At 43.0% G+C, this 17929-nt stretch carries 15 protein-coding genes and 1 pseudogene; 8 read left to right on the top strand and 8 right to left on the bottom strand.

All coding sequences use genetic code 11. The features are described from left to right. Nucleotides 1–402 precede the first annotated feature (402 nt). Nucleotides 403–772, bottom strand: a pseudogene (locus tag AAEZ02_RS13600) (winged helix-turn-helix transcriptional regulator). Nucleotides 773–893: 121 nt separating this feature from the next. Between AAEZ02_RS13600 and AAEZ02_RS13595 the strand changes: the two are divergent. From AAEZ02_RS13595 to AAEZ02_RS13585, 3 genes are all read left to right on the top strand, one after another. Next, nucleotides 894–2261 (top strand): aldehyde dehydrogenase family protein, encoded by a 1368-nt coding sequence (locus AAEZ02_RS13595; protein WP_351123622.1) that lies wholly within the window; start codon nucleotides 894–896, stop codon nucleotides 2259–2261. 81 nt (nucleotides 2262–2342) lie between these two features. Continuing rightward, nucleotides 2343–3137: a 2OG-Fe(II) oxygenase family protein gene (locus AAEZ02_RS13590; protein WP_351123620.1), complete on the top strand. Its 795-nt coding sequence runs from the start codon at nucleotides 2343–2345 to the stop codon at nucleotides 3135–3137. Between the two features lie 281 nt (nucleotides 3138–3418). After that, nucleotides 3419–4000, top strand: coding sequence for a hypothetical protein (locus AAEZ02_RS13585; RefSeq protein ID WP_101032610.1), 582 nt, complete (start codon nucleotides 3419–3421; stop codon nucleotides 3998–4000). 157 nt (nucleotides 4001–4157) lie between these two features. Here the strand turns inward: AAEZ02_RS13585 and AAEZ02_RS13580 are convergent, their stop codons facing one another. The 4 genes from AAEZ02_RS13580 to AAEZ02_RS13565 form a co-directional block, all read right to left on the bottom strand. After that, nucleotides 4158–5864 carry an RluA family pseudouridine synthase gene (locus AAEZ02_RS13580; RefSeq protein WP_124013696.1) on the bottom strand — a complete coding sequence of 569 codons (1707 nt, stop codon included), beginning with the start codon at nucleotides 5862–5864 and terminating at the stop codon, nucleotides 4158–4160. Nucleotides 5865–6033: 169 nt separating this feature from the next. Next, entirely contained in the window at nucleotides 6034–6972 is a 939-nt protein-coding gene (locus tag AAEZ02_RS13575; protein WP_351123617.1) for a hypothetical protein, read from the bottom strand. A 267-nt stretch (nucleotides 6973–7239) separates the two neighbouring features. Continuing rightward, the gene (locus tag AAEZ02_RS13570) at nucleotides 7240–7623 is read right to left on the bottom strand and encodes a VOC family protein (protein ID WP_351123614.1); all 384 of its coding nucleotides are present in this window, start codon (nucleotides 7621–7623) and stop codon (nucleotides 7240–7242) included. Nucleotides 7624–7712: 89 nt separating this feature from the next. Beyond that, entirely contained in the window at nucleotides 7713–9059 is a 1347-nt protein-coding gene (locus tag AAEZ02_RS13565) for an ABC1 kinase family protein (protein WP_124013706.1), read from the bottom strand. A 161-nt stretch (nucleotides 9060–9220) separates the two neighbouring features. Between AAEZ02_RS13565 and AAEZ02_RS13560 the strand changes: the two genes are divergently transcribed. After that, nucleotides 9221–10795, top strand: a complete 1575-nt coding sequence (locus AAEZ02_RS13560) for a tetratricopeptide repeat-containing sulfotransferase family protein (protein ID WP_351123611.1) — start codon at nucleotides 9221–9223, stop codon at nucleotides 10793–10795. A 46-nt stretch (nucleotides 10796–10841) separates the two neighbouring features. On the opposite strand, the gene AAEZ02_RS13555 is transcribed toward AAEZ02_RS13560, so the two are convergent. From AAEZ02_RS13555 to AAEZ02_RS13545, 3 genes are read right to left on the bottom strand one after another with little or no spacing between them, the layout of a single operon-like run. Beyond that, nucleotides 10842–11996, bottom strand: a complete 1155-nt coding sequence (locus tag AAEZ02_RS13555) for an aspartyl/asparaginyl beta-hydroxylase domain-containing protein (RefSeq protein WP_351088826.1) — start codon at nucleotides 11994–11996, stop codon at nucleotides 10842–10844. Nucleotides 11997–12014: 18 nt separating this feature from the next. Next, nucleotides 12015–13061, bottom strand: coding sequence for a sulfotransferase family protein (locus AAEZ02_RS13550; RefSeq protein WP_351088828.1), 1047 nt, complete (start codon nucleotides 13059–13061; stop codon nucleotides 12015–12017). Between the two features lie 60 nt (nucleotides 13062–13121). Next, nucleotides 13122–13664, bottom strand: a complete 543-nt coding sequence (locus AAEZ02_RS13545) for a hydrolase (protein ID WP_351123608.1) — start codon at nucleotides 13662–13664, stop codon at nucleotides 13122–13124. Between the two features lie 122 nt (nucleotides 13665–13786). Between AAEZ02_RS13545 and AAEZ02_RS13540 the strand changes: the two genes are divergently transcribed. The 4 genes from AAEZ02_RS13540 to AAEZ02_RS13525 all read left to right on the top strand — a co-directional run bounded on the left by AAEZ02_RS13540 (nucleotide 13787) and on the right by AAEZ02_RS13525 (nucleotide 17898). Further along, on the top strand, nucleotides 13787–14848 hold the full coding sequence (locus AAEZ02_RS13540; protein ID WP_351123605.1) for a T6SS phospholipase effector Tle1-like catalytic domain-containing protein: 1062 nt from the start codon (nucleotides 13787–13789) through the stop codon (nucleotides 14846–14848). A 90-nt stretch (nucleotides 14849–14938) separates the two neighbouring features. Further along, nucleotides 14939–15808, top strand: a complete 870-nt coding sequence (locus AAEZ02_RS13535) for a cobalamin-binding protein (RefSeq protein ID WP_502959593.1) — start codon at nucleotides 14939–14941, stop codon at nucleotides 15806–15808. Nucleotides 15809–16563: 755 nt separating this feature from the next. Beyond that, nucleotides 16564–17325, top strand: coding sequence for a hypothetical protein (locus tag AAEZ02_RS13530; RefSeq protein WP_351123602.1), 762 nt, complete (start codon nucleotides 16564–16566; stop codon nucleotides 17323–17325). A gap of 267 nt (nucleotides 17326–17592) precedes the next feature. After that, nucleotides 17593–17898: a FeoA family protein gene (locus AAEZ02_RS13525; protein ID WP_351123599.1), complete on the top strand. Its 306-nt coding sequence runs from the start codon at nucleotides 17593–17595 to the stop codon at nucleotides 17896–17898. Nucleotides 17899–17929: the final 31 nt, after the last annotated feature.

Genomic DNA, 17929 nt, shown 5'->3' with positions numbered 1-17929 from the left:
CAAGCTTTCTTACAACAAGGGACATTAACTTAGTTTTTGTCTTGGAAACTCGATAGCTTTAGCTACGAGTAGTTCATAAACCAACTAATTGACCTTGCTGATTTTGAGATTGAAATGGCGAGTATGCCTCAGTATAAAAAGTCACTTTTTCTTTTGCTTCACTAACGAGCGAAATAAGCGATATCACCACAATAGTTATAAAAGTGAAAAGAGACCTAATTATGAAATAGGATTACCTTAAGCCGAATTTTCCGCGCATCTTATCCTATTTATTGTATATATCAACGATCCTACTCATTATAGTTTATTACTGGATGTTGAAAAGTTGTAGACAGTGGTGTTTCTTATTTTGGTTTTTTAGTTTATGTCTTTGTTATCGTGATTTATTTACCACTGATTCAGTTACACCACATATTCGTCTGCCCAATCTTTTAAGCGCTCTAAAATATCCAATGCGGTACGGCCAAGATCGGTAATGGCATAAGACACTGCAATAGGGCGATCACTAATCACATGGCGGCTCACTAATCCTTGGGTTTCTAATTCTTTAAGACGTTGATCGACCATTTTCTTACTGGCGCCGCCTAACATGCGAGATAAATCATTAAATCGTACTGGACCATCTTGCAAGTGCCATAGTATTGATGCTTTCCATTTTCCGCCTAACACTCGCATTCCACGCTCAACTGAGCAGGGTTCTGCGCAAGGGTTCTGCGCAAGGGTTGATAACTTTTTTTTGACCGTTATTCATTGTTTCAATTGTTGTTTTCATTTTTTCAACTTAAGTTAGCCTAGGTTACTAAAAGTATACTGGTTGCTTTTGTATCCTATTGTATCAAAATAGACTTAATTCAGGCTAGTGTCATTTTTGTCCCATTAAGGAATATTTCTCCATGGCAGTATTAACCTCTTACGATCCGGCGAGTTATCACAAAGCCGATGACGGCCAACATATTGAAGCCACTGAGGTTGGCAGTGTTGAAACCTTAGCGATATCTCAGTTACCTGAGGTCATTGCCAATGCCCGAGTCGCGCAAAAAAGTTGGGCGAGTTTGTCGCTCATTGAACGTCAACAGTATCTGGTCAAGGCCTACCAGCAACTTGTGGCGGTACAAGATGAGCTGGCAAGATTAATCGGCCAAGAAATGGGTAAAGATTATCGCCGTGCCACTTATGAAGTGGGTGGTACGGTACAAAATGCAGCGTATTTTGCCAGTGAAATAAGCGATGCATTAACCACTGAGCAAGTTGATAACCGCACTGAAATACAATATCGACCATTAGGTGTTGTGGCGGTGATTTCGCCATGGAACTATCCGTTAGCCATGGCCAATAACTTGCTGATGCCAGCACTTATGGCCGGTAACAGTGTGATATTAAAACCGTCGGAACAGACACCATTAGTGGCTGAGTTGTTTATCAATACATTGAATAGCGTACTGCCAACAAATGTGCTGCAACTGGCACAAGGCGATAGATCCCTTGGCCAAGCTCTGGTGGCGGCAGACATTAATATGGTGGCATTTACGGGTTCTATGGCGGCAGGAAAGCACATTATGGCCAATGCGGCAGCGGGCTTAAAACGCTTAGTGATGGAGCTTGGTGGCAACGATCCCATGATTGTGATGGCGACGGCCAACATTGACGCAGCGGTCAGGTTTGCAGTAGCCAGTTCGTTTGAAAACGCCGGACAAATGTGTACCTCAACAGAGCGCGTCTACGTGGATGAACGTATTGCCGATGAGTTTGAACAGAAGGTGGTGATGCTGGCCAGCCGTTATCAAGTCGGTAAATGGGATGAAGCCAATGTAAATATTGGTCCTTTAGTGAACCCAATGCAGCACCAAAAAGTACTTGAGCAATTGCAAGATGCTAAAGCCAAAGGGGCGAGTTTTTTACTTGGTAGCGATGATTATCCATTACCGTTTATTCAGCCAACCGTGGTTAGCGGAATAACGCCAGAGATGTTAATCGAGCGCGAAGAAACCTTTGGCCCTGTGGTCGCTATCAGTCGTTATAAGCACATTGACGAGGCCATAAGCAGAGCGAATGATAGCCATTATGGTTTAGCTGCAGTGGTGTTTGGTGGCCAGGGCGCTAAAGCGGTTGCTGAGCAACTTGAGGCTGGCATGGTGGGGGTTAACCAAGGTGCGGGTGCCGGTAATGCGCCATGGGTTGGCGCTAAGCAAAGTGGTTTTGGCTTTCATGGTACTGCTGCAGGGCATCGTCAATTTGCCCAAGTACGCGTAATGAGTTATTAAATTTTTGAGCTGGGCAACATTGATTAACCCATTTTTTGGTGAACAATCGCTGGCCCATTTTATGGTTAAAGGTATAAAAAAATGAACACAACAAGTGAAAATTCAGCTTATTTTGTGGTGGCACGTGAACCCGGCGCAGAGCATCCGGCGTTGCCAACGTGGGCTAATTATCAAGCCAATATCGCAGCGCTTAACGATGCAGAGCTGACGCAAACAGAGCGAACTAAGGTGAGCAAAAAAATGTTAGCCGAAGTGCCTGGTGCTTTTCAATTACTCAATGTGTTGTCGGCCGATGAGTGTAAACGGTTAATTTCGGCCAGCGAGACGATGGGCTTTTTACCGGATGCCGCAGTGTCACTGCCTCGTCATGTTCGTCATAACGACAGCTTAACTTGGGTGGTTGATAACACCACTGAGCAAGTCATTTGGGATAGGGTTAAGCATCTTATGGATGACACCTTAGGCATTTTTGATGGTAAAGCCGCCTTAGGATTAAATAACCGTTTCCGTTTTTACCGTTATAACGAAGGCGATTTCTTTAAGCCGCATTCAGATGGTTCGTGGCCAGGCAGCCAAGTGATAGACGGTGAATTAGTGCGAGATGCTTTTGGCGATCGTTACAGTCAGCTGACTTTTTTAATCTTACTGACTGAAGACTTTGAAGGTGGTGCCACCCGATTTTTAGTCAATGCGGATAACCCTAACTTACCGGCAAAACACGGCGATAATGTTAAGACCGTGGATGTCAGAACCCCAGCGGGGAGTGTGCTTTGTTTCCCTCACGGTATGCATCCGCTGCATTGTATTCATAGCTCTGAACCGATTTATCAAGGGATTAAATACATTATCCGCACCGATGTATTGTTTGAGCTGTAGACATAACGATTAAGCGATAAATAATATGATGGGTTAGCTTAACAATAAGCTAACCCATTTTTATGGGGCAATATAAATGATGTGTAGCGTCCGTTACGCTTAACGGAGAGTGGTTCTATATTAGAGAGAACAAACGTTACGTTTATCTATCTCTAGAGGCGATCAGCGCTATTCAATTAACTCTTTATTAACCAAATTTAATCCGTCTCAGTACTTGCTATTTTAGTGACGAGGTTATCTAATTGTGCCGCTTTCTCCACCACATTTAAAGAGGCGTTTACATGAGAGCTGTGCTGTGTAGTTTGTTGGTTGTGAGTGTTGTTTGCCTGTCTGGATGTGCAGCAACGCAAAATAATTTTGCATCCAAAGTGAAAGCTGAAGGTGAGCAACACCTCGACTTGTCCCAGCAATGGGAACAAGGTCAAAAAGACGTTAAAAATGGCAGCAGCTTGTTAGTTGATGGCCGGAATTTGATCGGCAAAGGTAATACGAAAATCCGTGAAGGAGAAAAGCTGATTATCGTTGCCAAAGAAGCGGCACAACAACACCGTGTTGCATTTCAATTGATGGCGAGCACGTTAAACGGTGCTCAAAATGGCGCACGAGCACTGGTATTAGTTGAACGATTAGACGATATTGCCGATCTTTGGGAAGATGCCGACGACATGTATGCAGACGGTAAAGAACTTATCGAAGACGGTAATACCAACCTAGCAGAAGGCCAGAGTTCCATTGAACAAGGTCAAAATATGCTCACCAACGGTCGCACTAGAATGCAGCAAGCTGAATCTCAGTATCAGCAACGAACCGGTCAAGGTTTGGTTGAGCAAATGCATTTAGAAGAGCAGCCTCGTCAGTTCTAGTTAGCGTAAGTCATCATCAAGGCGAGTTAACAATGAAAACCGATATTGCTGACCCAATATCGGTTTGCTGTTTTTAATGCTTTGGCTTAGTGCTTTGGCCTAATGCTGTGGGCTTAGTGCTGTGGGCAATAAACTAAAGCGCTTTGCTGTTAAGCCATTATTCAAAATCGGCTTTTACTTCAAACACCATTGCTTCGCCGCTCACCGGGTGATTTAAGCCTAAATACTGGGCGTGCAAATGCAGTCTATTAGCGACAACCCCGTATAAATCATCGCCCACAATCGGCATGTGCAATCCGTCATGATGAGCGCAATGGATGCGCAACTGGTGGGTGCGACCTGTTTTAGGATACAAATGCAGTAAAGTGCGTTTTCCTTGACGTTGATACACCTGCCAAAATGTCTCGGCATGCTTACCGTATTCATAGCACACGAGTTGCTTCGGCCTGTCGTCTAAATCAACCCTAAGCGGCAAGCTAATGTCGCCCTCATCTTGGTCCGGCGCACCTTCAATGAGGGCAATATATCGTTTGGTGACAACGCGCTGAATAAACTGCTGTTGCAGGGCTTTATTGGCCTCTTTGGTGAGCGCTATTACCATTAAACCAGAGGTCGACATATCGAGGCGATGGACAATTAATGGCCCGGTTGCATTAGGATATTGTTGCTGCATGCGGCTAAATACCGAGTCGGTAATGTTTTTACCCGGAACCGATAACAGTTCAGCGGGTTTATTAATAATGGCCATCGTCTCATCTTGATAAATAATATCAATCGGTAAGTCTTTACCTGGATTAATCAGTAACGGGTCATCATCAACCTGCATGCCTGTTAACATATGAGTCAAAATCGGGCGGCATTTTCCGTGGCAAGCAGGGTAGTAGTTTTGATGTTGTTTGATTTCAGATTTAGGTGATGACCCCCACCAAAACTCCGCCATGGCAATGGGGGTTAATTGATGGCTAAACGCATATTGCAGCAACTTAGGTGCAGCACATTCGCCAGCCCCAGCGGGCGGTAAATGATTGGGAGCATCATTAAAAATATCGTTTAAATCCCGCGCTTCACCTAAGGTATTTAAAAATTGATACTGGGCAAATAGCTTTTTTTGTAAGCCATTAGACAGTTGTTTACGCTGATATTTAAGCTGCTTAATCTGTTGTTGCAGGCTACCGAGTTGTGATTGTGTCGCGTCTATTAGAATCTGCCATTGTTGCTTTAACCCGTTAAGCTGGTGCTTTTGCTGCACGCTTTGACGGCTTAACTCAATCGACAATCTTTTATACTCATCGGCACTTATGTTTGATAGCGCTAATGCCGAATCTGCTTGCTCACGCTCTATTTTTCGTTGTTTGCGACTTGCCACAATTAAACCGCGTTGCTGCTCAAGTTCGGTGGCAGATTGCTGTTGTTGCTGATGTGATTTCGCGGTTAGCGTCGCCAGTAATGGATTGGCTTGTTGCTGACTAATCGACAGATTAATTTGATTAATCTGTTTATTCTCGGCACTAAAAAAACTGTCTTGGGTTAGCATGTCAAATACTGGCGGCACAAACGGTGGCAAGATATTTTTATCAGCCAATTTACCCGAAAAAGCTGCTAAAAAACCGATATTCCCTTGAGGATTTTTTACCACCAACACACCAAACATTTTACCAATCACCATACCGCGATCGTTTACGCTGTCTAAGCCAAAGTTATGTTGCCAAGGGTTTGATATAAGTAAGTCTTGTTGCAACTGCTCAGCAGCCTGCAAACATATTGGGTGTGGCTGATAATAGAACGGAAAGGTAAACGACTCAGGCTGGCTGTGCTCAGCAATACTGTGATTAAAAGGAATAAAATACGGGTCGTTAACAGCCATTACACACACTCACAGTACAAAAGGGTCGTTATTTTACCCCGTAGCGGTTTATGATGCATCTATAAGTGTTCAGCTGTTGGGCGATTTTTGACAGGGAAAAGAAGCTAACATATTCATTATAGAAAAAGGATGCCAACATTATTGGCATCCTCAATGAGTAAAAACTTGGCTATTTAACCTGATATCTAAACAATACTAAGTTATCTAGGATGACATTACTTGACCAAATGAACGATGCGCCAGCGCCTGAAAATTGTGGTTGAAAATTCATATAGGCTTTTTTGTTATCTACGCCAATTTGTTGTTCAGTAAATTTAACCGATTTGGGCCAAGTGACGTACTCATTGTTAGTCTGCCAATCTTGAGATATTTGCCAGTGAAGCGAATAAGCTTTGTCGTAGCTGTCTCTACCGTCGGTGTCACAACGTTTAGTTAATCGTTGTTGGCCAATTTCAGTGGCGCAACTTAACTCATAAATTGGCGCGGTATAAAAAGTTTGCGCTGACCAGTCTGAGTTAGTTACTGTGCCATCGGAGAAGCTGGCAATTAAGCCGCCGTCGCCAGGATGATATTTTTTGCCGCGATTATTTTCTGTTCCCAGCCCAGAGTTTTCTTCCCAATCGACTACTTTGATAGCGATGTCGTAAGGCTTTTTGACTTTAAATCTGACGATATTGGAATTAAATGGCGTAAAGGGAATTGGATCTACGCCGATAAGCTTGCCATTAATAAACAGCTCAAAGTAATTATCGGCAAAGATATAACCCGTAATTATCTCACCGTCATGGTCTACTTCAATAACAGGTACTGACGATAAATCAACATCATCTATTGATGCAGGAGTGACCCCAGAACATTCATTATAAAGGTCAGTAGTGAAATATTGCTCTTGGTATTGAAGCGCTGCAGGTACCGCAAACTCTTGGTCTTTGTCGGTTTTTATGCCGATAGGTGATTGACGCGACTGACCATTTTGGCAGCTAAATAAGTTAGCTTTTGTTACTGTTGCTTGGCCTTCAATGACATGTGCTGTACCTGTGTAACTGAGTGGCACTGCGACAGTTGTAAAGCTGGCGAGCATCAAAAATGATAATATTCGAAATTGCATTGGTTATTCCACTTGAATGCATTGTAGCCACAATACTAAGCGTTCACTTTGGGAGCTTCAATCAAATGTCCATAAGTTTACATTTAATTACATTGCGTAAAGATGTTAATGAAAGATCTGAGGGTTTTTGGCGGTAAGTTCAGTGGTTTTCTGGGTCTTAAATATAAGTGAATATGTTAGCCAATATCGTGTATAAAAGTGTTTATTTAAATAAAAATAGACCAAGTACAAAGACTTGGCCTATTCAGTTGTTAGTTTAGCTAGCGATTACTTTGCTACTCTGTGCAAGGCACAAACTTTATTACCATCTGGATCGCGAAGATAAGCTAAATATAAGTCAAACGCTGGACCTGAACGTATCCCTGGTGCATCTTCACAGGCCGTGCCGCCATTGGCTATACCTGCAGCATGCCATGCATCAGCCAATGCTGGTGTTTCAGCGGCAAAACCGATAGTCGTGCCATTGCCATGACATGCTGACTCACCATTAATCGGTTTAGTTAATGCCAATATACCCGTTGGCGTCATGTAAAAACACCGACCTTTGTCATCAATCTTGCCAGCGGCGTGGCCCAATGTTGCTAAAATTGCATCGTAGAACTTCTTTGATGTTTGGATGTCATTAACGCCGATCATAATGTGACTAAACATAGTAACTCTCCTTGTATGAACTCAACTGAATTCAATGGTTATCAGGCCCATCTATATCTTCACGACGGGTTTAGCTTATTGATGTGTTTTTATTGTCTAACATTGAGCTTAGTTAAGCTCAAATTTGAGGTTTGATAAACAGAAAATAATGTTGCTACGTTTACTTTGGCATTAAGTTTTGCCGCCAGTAAATACATACCTGCCAATTTTCGATGTATAAAAATAGCATCGGTTGGCGGGGTATGCCATTCATTTTGTTGGGTACTCATGACTTTACCTGCTTGAGTAATGCGTTTAGCTAAATTACTTGCGCCAAAGTCGTAATCCCCGTCAAAGCGAAGTGGCTCGCAAGCTTGATAGAAAATATCAATAATTAATTGTTGCTGGGCGGGATCAATTTGATCTTGAAAAAAGCCAATTTGCTTGGCTGCAGCCGTCATTTTAGTCTTGTCTTCATCAGCGGCTCCTAGCATGAGCTCTAGGTAGCCATCTGATAACGTATCACTGATCGCTCGCGTAGCGCCAAAGTCGAATAGAACGATTTTTTGAGTATCTTTTTGATACTGAAAATTGGCAAAGTTAGGATCAGACTGGACTAATTTAAATTCAAATAGCTCTTTAAAGCACAAGGCCATTAGCGTGGTAGCAATTTGATCCCGCACCTCTTGTGGTGATTGTGCTAATGACTCAATGGCCACCCCTTCGACAAACTGCATGCACAAAATACTGTCATTACTGAGTTGCTTATACACCTTGGGCACAATAAAGCTTGGGTCGTCAGCCAATTGCTGCTGATAAAGTGCTATTTGTTGTGCTTCGAAGTGATAATCTGCTTCGTTATGCAGCTGCGCTTTAGCTTCAGCCAATAAGGTATCGAGTTTAACGTTTGCCGGAATAAGGCGTGAGACTTTTAATAATGTGGCAACGTTGTCGATATCGCTGTCGATACTGTCTCGAATACCTGGGTATTGAATTTTGATTGCCAGTTTTTCGCCAGTCTCTAAATAGGCTAAATGCACTTGGCCAATAGAGGCCGCGGCAAATGGGCGTAATTCAAATTGAGCAAACGGAGCAAGCCAGTCTGGGCCCCAATGCTCAACTAATAAATGGGTTAATTGCTTATGTGGCATGGCTTTAGCGTCTGAACGCAGTTTTGCGAATATGTCTGCTAACTCGGGAGGCACGAGATCGCCCGCATCCATTGACAACATTTGACCCACTTTCATCGCGGCGCCGCGCAGCTGTGACAACTTGTCTGCTACATGGCCAATGTTGGTTGGGGTCATCATCAGTTGTTGCATTGATGGTGATTTGCCTTGGCTAAACTGTTTTGCGCCTTCAAACAGGACGTTACCCGCTAGGCGTGAAGCCAGCCCACCCATTTTTGATAATCGAGATAAACGGCTAGTTGGCACTTTGGCTTCATTATTTTTCATCATCACTCACTTGTGTCGCGTAAATGGGGAACGCATGTAGTCATTGTACGCTTAAGTTGATTATTTCGTTCAATATGCGCTGATGCCCTAGTCAGAAATAGCGGTATTTTATGTTAATGTTATTGGGACTCATAAACTAATAATAAGAAAAGGACCCTCGTTTGAGTATTATTAATCAATATTTGAGCCAAGCGGAATCGCTGTTTAAATCTAAAAATTATTCGTCGGCCAGAATATATGCTCGTAAAGTGGTTAAGCGTGATGATAGGCACGTTGGCGCCCTAGCATTATTAGGCCACATTCATTTACAGCAGCAACAATATGCCCAAGCCGAAAGCTATTTTGTTAGCGCTGTATCGATTGAACCTCATACGGTTTCAGTGTTGACGGGGTTACTGGCTATAGCTGAAGTGAAACAAGACTTTTTCTCGGCTAAAGGTTATTTAGAACAATTAATTAATCTGCAACCACAGGTCGGCCAATACCGTTATAAACTGGGGCTAGTCGCGACTAAAGTGGCCGATATGGCATTAGCTGAACACAGTTTTGAATGGTGTGTGGAACACGATTTTGAAGAGCCAGCGGTGCAGCTCAATTTAGGTCATATTTATAAAGCGAAAGGTGATACTGAGCGCGCGGCTAATTTTTATCATCAGTATATTCAATTAAGCCCAAAGCAAGTCGGTGTTGGCTATTGGAGCTTAGCTGATTTAAAGCAGTATCGATTTAGCGCTAATGATTTAGCGTTATTACAACACTTTGCTTCGGACGCGTCGCTCAGTAAGCAAAATCAGGCGTTAGTTTATTTCGCCTTGTGTAAAGCCTATGAACAACATCAGCAAATCGATAAAGCCTGTGAGTCGATGTTATTAGCCAATCAAATTATGGCGGTTTATCGGCCATTTAAGCAGCCTTTGTTCGCTAAAATTGTGTTGTCTTTACTTGGACATACTCCGTCGCCACATATTGATAGTTTACCGACAACTGGCCAAACGCCCATTTTCATTGTCGGGATGCCGCGTTCTGGCACCACTTTGGTTGAACAGATTTTAGCCTGTCATAGTGAGGTAGGTGCTACCGATGAGTTACCATTTATGGAGCGATTTGCGCTACAAATGGACATGTCGGGCGGTTATCAATCTCAATTAAGCCAGCTTTCTGCTAATGAGATTATGCAGTTCCGCCAACGTTATTTAACCGAAGTGGATCATTATTTTACCGAGGCACCGATTTATGTGATTGATAAAAATCCGAATAATTTTTTGCATATTGGCCTCATTAAAAGCTTATTTCCCCAAGCAAAAATCATTAACGTGGTGCGTAACACGGTCGACAATGGTTTGAGCGTGTTTAAGCAGTTTTTCAGTTTTGGTCACGATTATTCGTATTCGTTTACGGGAATAACCAGTTACTGGCAGCATTATTTAGACATCATGGCGCATTGGGACAAACTGTACCCGAACGAGATATTACATGTGTGTTTTGAGCAACTGGTGCGTGAACCAGACTCGCAAATTCAGCGCATGCTGGACTATTGTGGCTTAACTACTCAGGCGCAATGCTTTACTTTTTATGAGTCAGATCGCGCCGTATTAACGCCCAGTGCCAGTCAGGTTAGGCAGCCTATGAACCCTAAGGCTATTGGTCAAGCGGCTAAGTACCAGCCTTTTATTGCGGCGGAAATTGCGCAACTTGATGCGATTGCCAAAAAAGCATCGCAGCAATTTTTTGGTTAATAAAATGGCGCCAATAAGGCGCCATTTTATCTGATTAGGATTAATGCTAACTCACTTTACCGTGGCAGGCTTTATAGCGTTCGCCGCTGCCGCATGGGCAAGGACTGTTGCGTGATTGTGGTGCCGCGATAGGACTGGCGGTTGTTGCCGTCGCCGCTTTAGCGGGGTGATTTTTACCAACGCCACTTTTGGAGACGACGTTAGGTGTCGCGGCTGCCGATTTGTTGCTACCTTGATATTGTTCGCTTAGTTCAATATTCATACACGCCACGACAACCAATTGTTCGAAGGCTTTTATCGCCGAGCCCGAATGCATTAGTTGCAGCGATTTAGCGCATTGGGAGGCTTTGACCATGGTTTGCTGGCGCAGGGCATGATAATGCGCCCAACCGGCTTTAGTACACTCAAATTGCAGCCATAACACCCGCCAATCGGCAACAAACTCAGCCATCAGCAACCTAAATGCACTCACTTCTTCAGTTGTGTTTTGGGCATTGTGATTAATTTCAGTTAACAGCTCATTGGTTAAATATTCAACCTCTGCCGCAGGCATGATCAGCGGGGAATTAAATTGCTCAGTGATGAATGTTGCAGGTAAGTCTGGGTTAAAGCCGACGAATTGACTGCTTAATGCGGTTGATTGATCGTCTACTATTGAGCGAGAGTGTTGAAAAACAGTGCGCCAAAATTGGCTTGAACCAGCAAGGTCTATCACTAAGTGCACTCGATACTGGTCACTGTTATTTTCCACTTTGTGATGTTTCCAAGAGTCGAAAATCCAACACTCCCCCGCACCCATGTGGACTTGTTTGTCATGACAAAAAAACTGTACTTGTTCGGTGGTGGTAATAGGAATATGTACGCGAACGCGTTTATACCAATGATAATTGATGTCTGAATGCAGTGGTACTTGTGCGCCAGGGGATAAACGCATTAAGCGTGAACGACTGAGTACTTCGCCAAATGAGGCTAATATTTGTTTGATGTAAGGGCTTTTATCTAGCGCCAATGTGGGCTTCATTGGCCCTTTAAAGTCATTATTAAATTCGCCGTTGACCGAGATTAACGGAATGGCAGAATTGCCTTGAAAACCTTCATGATGAGTCACCCAATCTGATTCGGTAAATTGCTCGATCTCTTTGGTTAATTGACCAACATCAAAGCTAAAAGGTAACTGATAAAACTCATGGGGTAACTTCATAATTTGGCTCTCTGCTGTTTAGCTTAACGCACCATGGCATTGTTTAAATCGTTTGCCAGACCCACAAGGGCAGGGACTGTTACGAGCCACATTATTATAGATAGGGACTTTTGTTAATGGCTTTGTTAATGGTGCGGCTTGCGGTTTTGCTAATGGCACGGTTGGCTCAGCAATGTCGTGTTGCTGCCATTGAGTGTCATATATTGGATGACCGCGTTCGTGTAAATGATGATTGATTTTGTTCAGTGTCGTAGAAGTACTCGGCCAAATTTTGGCAATGTCATGATAGTTTTCGAGCCACTTATTGGGTTTGGGTGTCGATATGGTGTAGCGAGAATGCGCTAATGGCTTACTGCATAATTGCGCTAAAGCTGGGTCAAAATCCGTACCGGTAAATTGACAGAGTTGCTTAACGGTTTTCGCAGGGTTGGCAATTAATTGATCATAAGACACCATGCACCAGCGATTGCTGTCGATCTTTTGCAATGAATCCATAATCGCTTCATTAGCCGCTTGCCATTGAAATGCGGCGATAGCCTGCAATGGTTGCTGATTTAACTGTTGCCATTTTTCTGGAAGCAGTAGCGACCAATTGTGTTTATCCCACCCCGGTAAGTTAGGGTAAGTGACAAACTTATTCGACCGCCAAGCTTGCATAATACTGCTAATATTTTCTTTGGGTTCTCTGACGAGGTAGATAAACAAGGCGTCAGGAAATAGCGCATTAAAAAAATCGACTCGTAAGCTATTCTTGGGGGTTTTCTCTAAAAAACGAATACTCGCATCGCTATTTTTTTCGGGCTTATGGCCTTGGTTATCTTGCAGCGCATCGCTAAAACGGTGCAATAATTGCTGACGTAAATCGGCATCAATATCCTGTTCCGTTAAGGCATTAGAACTAAATTGACGGTAGGCAACATTCAGTTTGGGAATGGTTTCAATCAGCGCATGGCTCTCCCCACCAATAGTGAATATTGACTGGCTTTTTGATAACACCTCGAACAACAGGGTACTGCCAGAACGGGGCGCGGATAAAATAATAATGGGCCGATCAAATGGGTGCATAGCAGTATGATGTTATTGTTATATTTATTTTAACATCATACCCACACTGGCAACCTATGGCTACTTTATCAATTTCAGTAAGGCCTTAAAGCGATCACCTTGGGCAACATGCTGTAGTTCAAATAGCAGTGATTCGACATTGGTAAGTTTAGCGCCATCATTGAGCATCATTTGCACTCCAAGTACTTTATTGTCTGTACCCCGAGATGACACCGCATCGGCGACAAGATGCACTTGATAGTCGTTAGCCAATAAGTCTTGGCAGGTTTGGTAAACGCAAACATGGGTTTCAATACCGGCTAGGATCACGTTGTGACGTTTTAATGAGTTAAGTTGTTGTTTTACTTCTTCACAGTGCCAGCCACTAAAATGCTTTTTAGCGATGGGTTGTGTGGTTTGCGACAACAATTGTGAGAGTTCTTCGCTAGTATGGCCTAATTTATCGGGTAATTGTTCTAACCAAATAATCGGAATATCAAATAGTTGTGCACCTTGAATTAATATGCCAAGTTTTTGGTGTAGCGGGGCCGATTGCTGCATCACTTGGGCGAGCTTGCCTTGAACGTCCACAATCATTAATACACTTTGTTCTGCTGTTATCATGGTCAGTTACTCGAATAGATTAAGTGAGCTTTCGAGTATTGATTATTTTGGCGATGGTGAAAATAGGCATTTAGTCTATTATGCTTTATGAGATTGTTTACACTGGAGCGTCAGGGATTGATATGAACAAACGAATTGTCATTTGTGCCGATGGTACCTGGAATCGGCCAGAAAAAAATCTTGAAAAAGATCACGCCACTAATGTACTTAAACTCGCCAGAGCCATCAAACCCATTGCCGATGATGGTGTGCCCCAGCAGGTGTTTTATGATTGGGGGATTGGTTCGTACTATGATTCGGTGATCGGCGGCGCGACGGGGCGAGGGCTGCATAAAAATATTATGGATGCTTATCGTTATATCGTGCAAAACTATTCCGCCGGTGACCAAATATATTTGTTTGGATTTAGCCGAGGTGCTTACACAGTGCGTTGTTTGTGTGGCCTAATTAACAATTGCGGTATTGTTACTCGGCCAGATGCCAAGCTTATCCAGCAAGCCTTTGACCACTATAAAATGAAAACTAAACCCTTTGCTCCAGAGGGTGAACGTTCGCTGCAGTTTCGTCAGCAGCATTCTCATTCATCACGTGATGTGGCGTTTGTTGGCGTGTGGGACACGGTAGGCGCAATGGGGATCCCGCTATCTTTTTTAGGCATGTTTGAAGACAAAGATGAGTTTTACGACACTAAACTTGGTCGCAATGTGAAAGTTGCGCGTCATGCTTTAGCGCTTGATGAACATCGCAGCGACTTTGAGCCGACACTTTGGCAACCCCGAAGTGGCATTGATATTAAGCAAGTGTGGTTTGCTGGCGCCCACAGTAATATTGGTGGTAGTGTTGCGCCCAATTCAGACGGTAGTACCTTGTCGGACATTGGATTGCAGTGGATGATTAGTCAAGCAAAGGCATTTGATTTAACGGTAGAATTTCACTTAGCTGATACATTGTTGCCTAATCCTATGGCAGATATCGAAGATTCGTATCGCAGTTTTTACCGGATCAAAAAGCGTTTTTACCGTGAATTAGACCCAGTACTTGAGCCAGCACTTAAGTCTGAGCTTTCGCCAATACAGATCCATCAATCGGTTAAAACCCGTTGGTTAAATGACGACCGTTACCGGCCTCAAAACTTAGTAAATTACATTGATAACTATGGCTGGCCCGATAAACTGGTTGATTAACCACTTTTGATTAACCACTTTTGATTAACCACTTTTGATTAACCACTTTTGATTAACCACTTTTAATTAACATCAGGTATTAAGGAAAACATCTTGTTGCGTCTATTTTTATCGCTGAGCATTGTCATTGGATTATTGTCGGTGTCGTTGATTTTACCTGGGGCTGAACTCACTTCAGTACAAGCTCAACAACAAAAGCTACCAGCCAAAAGGATTATTGCCTTGTCACCTCATGGGGTTGAAATGCTGTTTGCTATTGGTGCGGGGGAGTCAATTTTAGCTACTACTGATTATGCAGATTATCCCGCAGCGGCTAAAGATATTCCCCGTATTGGTGGCTATTATGGTATTCAAATAGAGCGGGTGATTGAGCTAAATCCAGATTTGGTCATCGTTTGGCAAAGTGGCAACAAACAGGGCGACATTAATCAGCTGCGTGATTTAGGCTTTAGTCTGTTTAATAGCGACCCTAAAAACTTAGCCGATGTGGCCACTGATCTTGAAGCGCTCGGTAAACTGACGGGTCACCAGGCGCAAGCGCAGCAAGTGGCGACAGATTATCGTCAACAACTAGCCCAAATCAGGCTAAAAAACCAAGCCAAACCCGCAGTCAAAGTGTTTTATCAGTTATGGTCTACACCACTAATGACCGTTGCAAAAGGCAGTTGGATCCAACACCTTATAGAAGTGTGCCACGGTGAAAATGTGTTTTATGACGCTGCGAGTGAGTACCCGCAAATCAGTATTGAGAATGTGTTATTAACCGGTGCAGAAGTGATTTTACAAAGCCAAGATGAAGGCAATGTATTAGGCATTAACTGGGCCGATTGGCCTGAATTACCCGCGGTAAAAAACCACCATATTTATCAGTTTGATGCCGATTTACTTCATCGTGCAACCCCAAGGGCGATTCAAGGCGTTAATGCGGTTTGTGGGGCGTTAGATAAAGTAAGAGGGTAGATTATTGAACTGGTGCGTTTGGCACTGTTTCTTATGGCCTGCGGCCACTAACGTCGTGGCGCTTCGCCCACACCAGACCAAGAGGAAACCAACGGCTGTTCCCTCTTTACTCTTTATCAAAAATTGGCCCAGCCGCCCCGCAACATTTTCAAACAGCGAAAAGGTCGCCATGGGGATTAATCCAGCTTTTAACTTTGTTTGTATTCTGCCTCAGCCTTATTCGAAAATGCTAACGCTTCCGATAGGCCATCCTTGGCCAACGAAAGCTAGCCTGACGTCCTGTCAGGCTCACGCTATTTTCTTCAACGGCCTCAAGTTCAGAGTTGAATTTGTCCCTTTTAAAGTCAGTATATCTGACACGTTTATGCCCCAAAGTGAGTTTAAGATTGATATCACTTAAGGTAAGACTCGTTGCATTTCCTCTCAAAAATGTAATACCACTTCCAATAGAATGGACCGATTTGCGATACCACCACATGGTTATCTAAATCATAGATAAAGGCGAATCACTGATTATCTATCATCTACAAGGCCACTGATCTTAAACAACGCTAGATCAGTCTGGCTTTATGATGATTACCACGAACTTCAGGTGGAACTTGATTGATCTAACATTTATGAACTTCCCTATCTCAATCCATTATTTTTTATCACTATGTTGATCCAGAACAAAGAACTCGATAATACGAATCATTATCATTCACCCCACAAAAGGAAGCTGTTATGCCGCCTTATTTCTGTTTATAGAGGTTAATATGTCGTATTTTAAACCCTTTGCTATCACCACTAGTTTTATTTTTTTTGCCTACAGTGGCATCGTGCTTGCTGAAGACGATATGCATAATTCACATCATGTGGTTCCCCAAGGTAACTCCCAAGTCGAACTTTCGGTAGATCTAGGTTGGGAGTCGAAATATGTATCAGAGGGACGCGACAACCTCGACAGTGGCGGGATCTATTGGAGCGGTATTGCTGCTCAGTATCAAGATGTAAATGCCTACGCCAGAGTTGGTAGTGCCGACAGCGAACACTACACTGAATGGCAACTTGGATTAGAGTACTGCATTACACTCAGCGACAACTTTGAAGCAGCGATTGGCTACCAACGTTTAGAATTTTATGGCGACGAACGTGCTAGCGACAATGAGTTGTTCAGCTCCATTACTTACTCGGGCATTGAATGGCTGACTCCATCGATTAACTACACTTACTCAACTGAAGCAGGCGGCTATTTTATCGAGCTAAGCTTACACAGCTCTTGGGATCTCTCCAAAGCTTGGAACGTCGCACCTTATCTCACTCAAGGTATCGATTACCAATATGTAACCAAGACTCATAACGGCCGTAACAACTTGCAGTTTGGCGTAGAGTCTGCATATGCGCTGACGCCAACATTAAACATTTCAGGACATGTCAGTCAAAGTATCGCCCAGCAAGATATCGAGCGAGAAGTTGGTTATAGCAGCTCAAAGCTTAATGAAACCTTTGCTGGGGTTTCTATCAACTGGTTGTTCTAGAATCATATTGGAGACACAAAGAATGTGTGCATTCTCGTTTATAGGAATGCCTCCCCCCTATCAGGGAAAATTGATCTATATCAAATAACTCCAAATTACTAATAAAAATTAGCTTAGAAGCTACTAAATAAACTGCAATAGTAATGATTATCATTTAGATTCGGTTGTAATAGTTATTACCATTTGAAGCTTCTTGTTCTCAGCCGTAACGCCTGATTTTCAACAAGCGTTCAAGAATAAGTAGACCCATTTGTTGGAGTTGAAATTATGATCAAAGCCGTGTTTAGTCTATTACCGAATATCTTAGCAAAACTGTCAAGCTCAAAAAATCAGACGACAATACAAAATCGTCAAGTAAAAAAACTATATAACGCTGAACTGAGTAGGATGTACACAATTGAAAACGTCGCTTCAAATGATCCGAAGATGAATGATTTTCTCTTCACTTTGGGTTGTTTCAAAGGACAACAGGTAACCGTGATATCTCATTTATCTGGCAATTACGTTATAGCTATAAAGGATGCTAGGTACAGTATTGATGCTGATTTAGCAAAAGCTATCATACTCGTTTAAATAGAAAGCGTTCACATAAATTAACTTAAAA

This window comes from Shewanella sp. T24-MNA-CIBAN-0130 (assembly GCF_040310185.1).
In the GTDB taxonomy this organism is placed as follows: Bacteria; Pseudomonadota; Gammaproteobacteria; order Enterobacterales; family Shewanellaceae; genus Shewanella; species Shewanella psychromarinicola.
This window is presented reverse-complemented; position numbering and strand designations above follow the sequence as displayed.

What these genes read in the sequence shown, in the direction of transcription:
- AAEZ02_RS13595 (WP_351123622.1), top strand. Translation starts at nt 894, where the DNA reads ATGGCAGTATTAACCTCTTACGATCCGGCGAGTTATCACAAAGCCGAT.
- AAEZ02_RS13590 (WP_351123620.1), top strand. Translation starts at nt 2,343, where the DNA reads ATGAACACAACAAGTGAAAATTCAGCTTATTTTGTGGTGGCACGTGAA.
- AAEZ02_RS13585 (WP_101032610.1), top strand. Translation starts at nt 3,419, where the DNA reads ATGAGAGCTGTGCTGTGTAGTTTGTTGGTTGTGAGTGTTGTTTGCCTG.
- AAEZ02_RS13580 (WP_124013696.1), bottom strand. Translation starts at nt 5,864, where the DNA reads ATGGCTGTTAACGACCCGTATTTTATTCCTTTTAATCACAGTATTGCT.
- AAEZ02_RS13575 (WP_351123617.1), bottom strand. Translation starts at nt 6,972, where the DNA reads ATGCAATTTCGAATATTATCATTTTTGATGCTCGCCAGCTTTACAACT.
- AAEZ02_RS13570 (WP_351123614.1), bottom strand. Translation starts at nt 7,623, where the DNA reads ATGTTTAGTCACATTATGATCGGCGTTAATGACATCCAAACATCAAAG.
- AAEZ02_RS13565 (WP_124013706.1), bottom strand. Translation starts at nt 9,059, where the DNA reads ATGAAAAATAATGAAGCCAAAGTGCCAACTAGCCGTTTATCTCGATTA.
- AAEZ02_RS13555 (WP_351088826.1), bottom strand. Translation starts at nt 11,996, where the DNA reads ATGAAGTTACCCCATGAGTTTTATCAGTTACCTTTTAGCTTTGATGTT.
- AAEZ02_RS13550 (WP_351088828.1), bottom strand. Translation starts at nt 13,061, where the DNA reads ATGCACCCATTTGATCGGCCCATTATTATTTTATCCGCGCCCCGTTCT.
- AAEZ02_RS13545 (WP_351123608.1), bottom strand. Translation starts at nt 13,664, where the DNA reads ATGATAACAGCAGAACAAAGTGTATTAATGATTGTGGACGTTCAAGGC.
- AAEZ02_RS13540 (WP_351123605.1), top strand. Translation starts at nt 13,787, where the DNA reads ATGAACAAACGAATTGTCATTTGTGCCGATGGTACCTGGAATCGGCCA.
- AAEZ02_RS13530 (WP_351123602.1), top strand. Translation starts at nt 16,564, where the DNA reads ATGTCGTATTTTAAACCCTTTGCTATCACCACTAGTTTTATTTTTTTT.
- AAEZ02_RS13525 (WP_351123599.1), top strand. Translation starts at nt 17,593, where the DNA reads ATGATCAAAGCCGTGTTTAGTCTATTACCGAATATCTTAGCAAAACTG.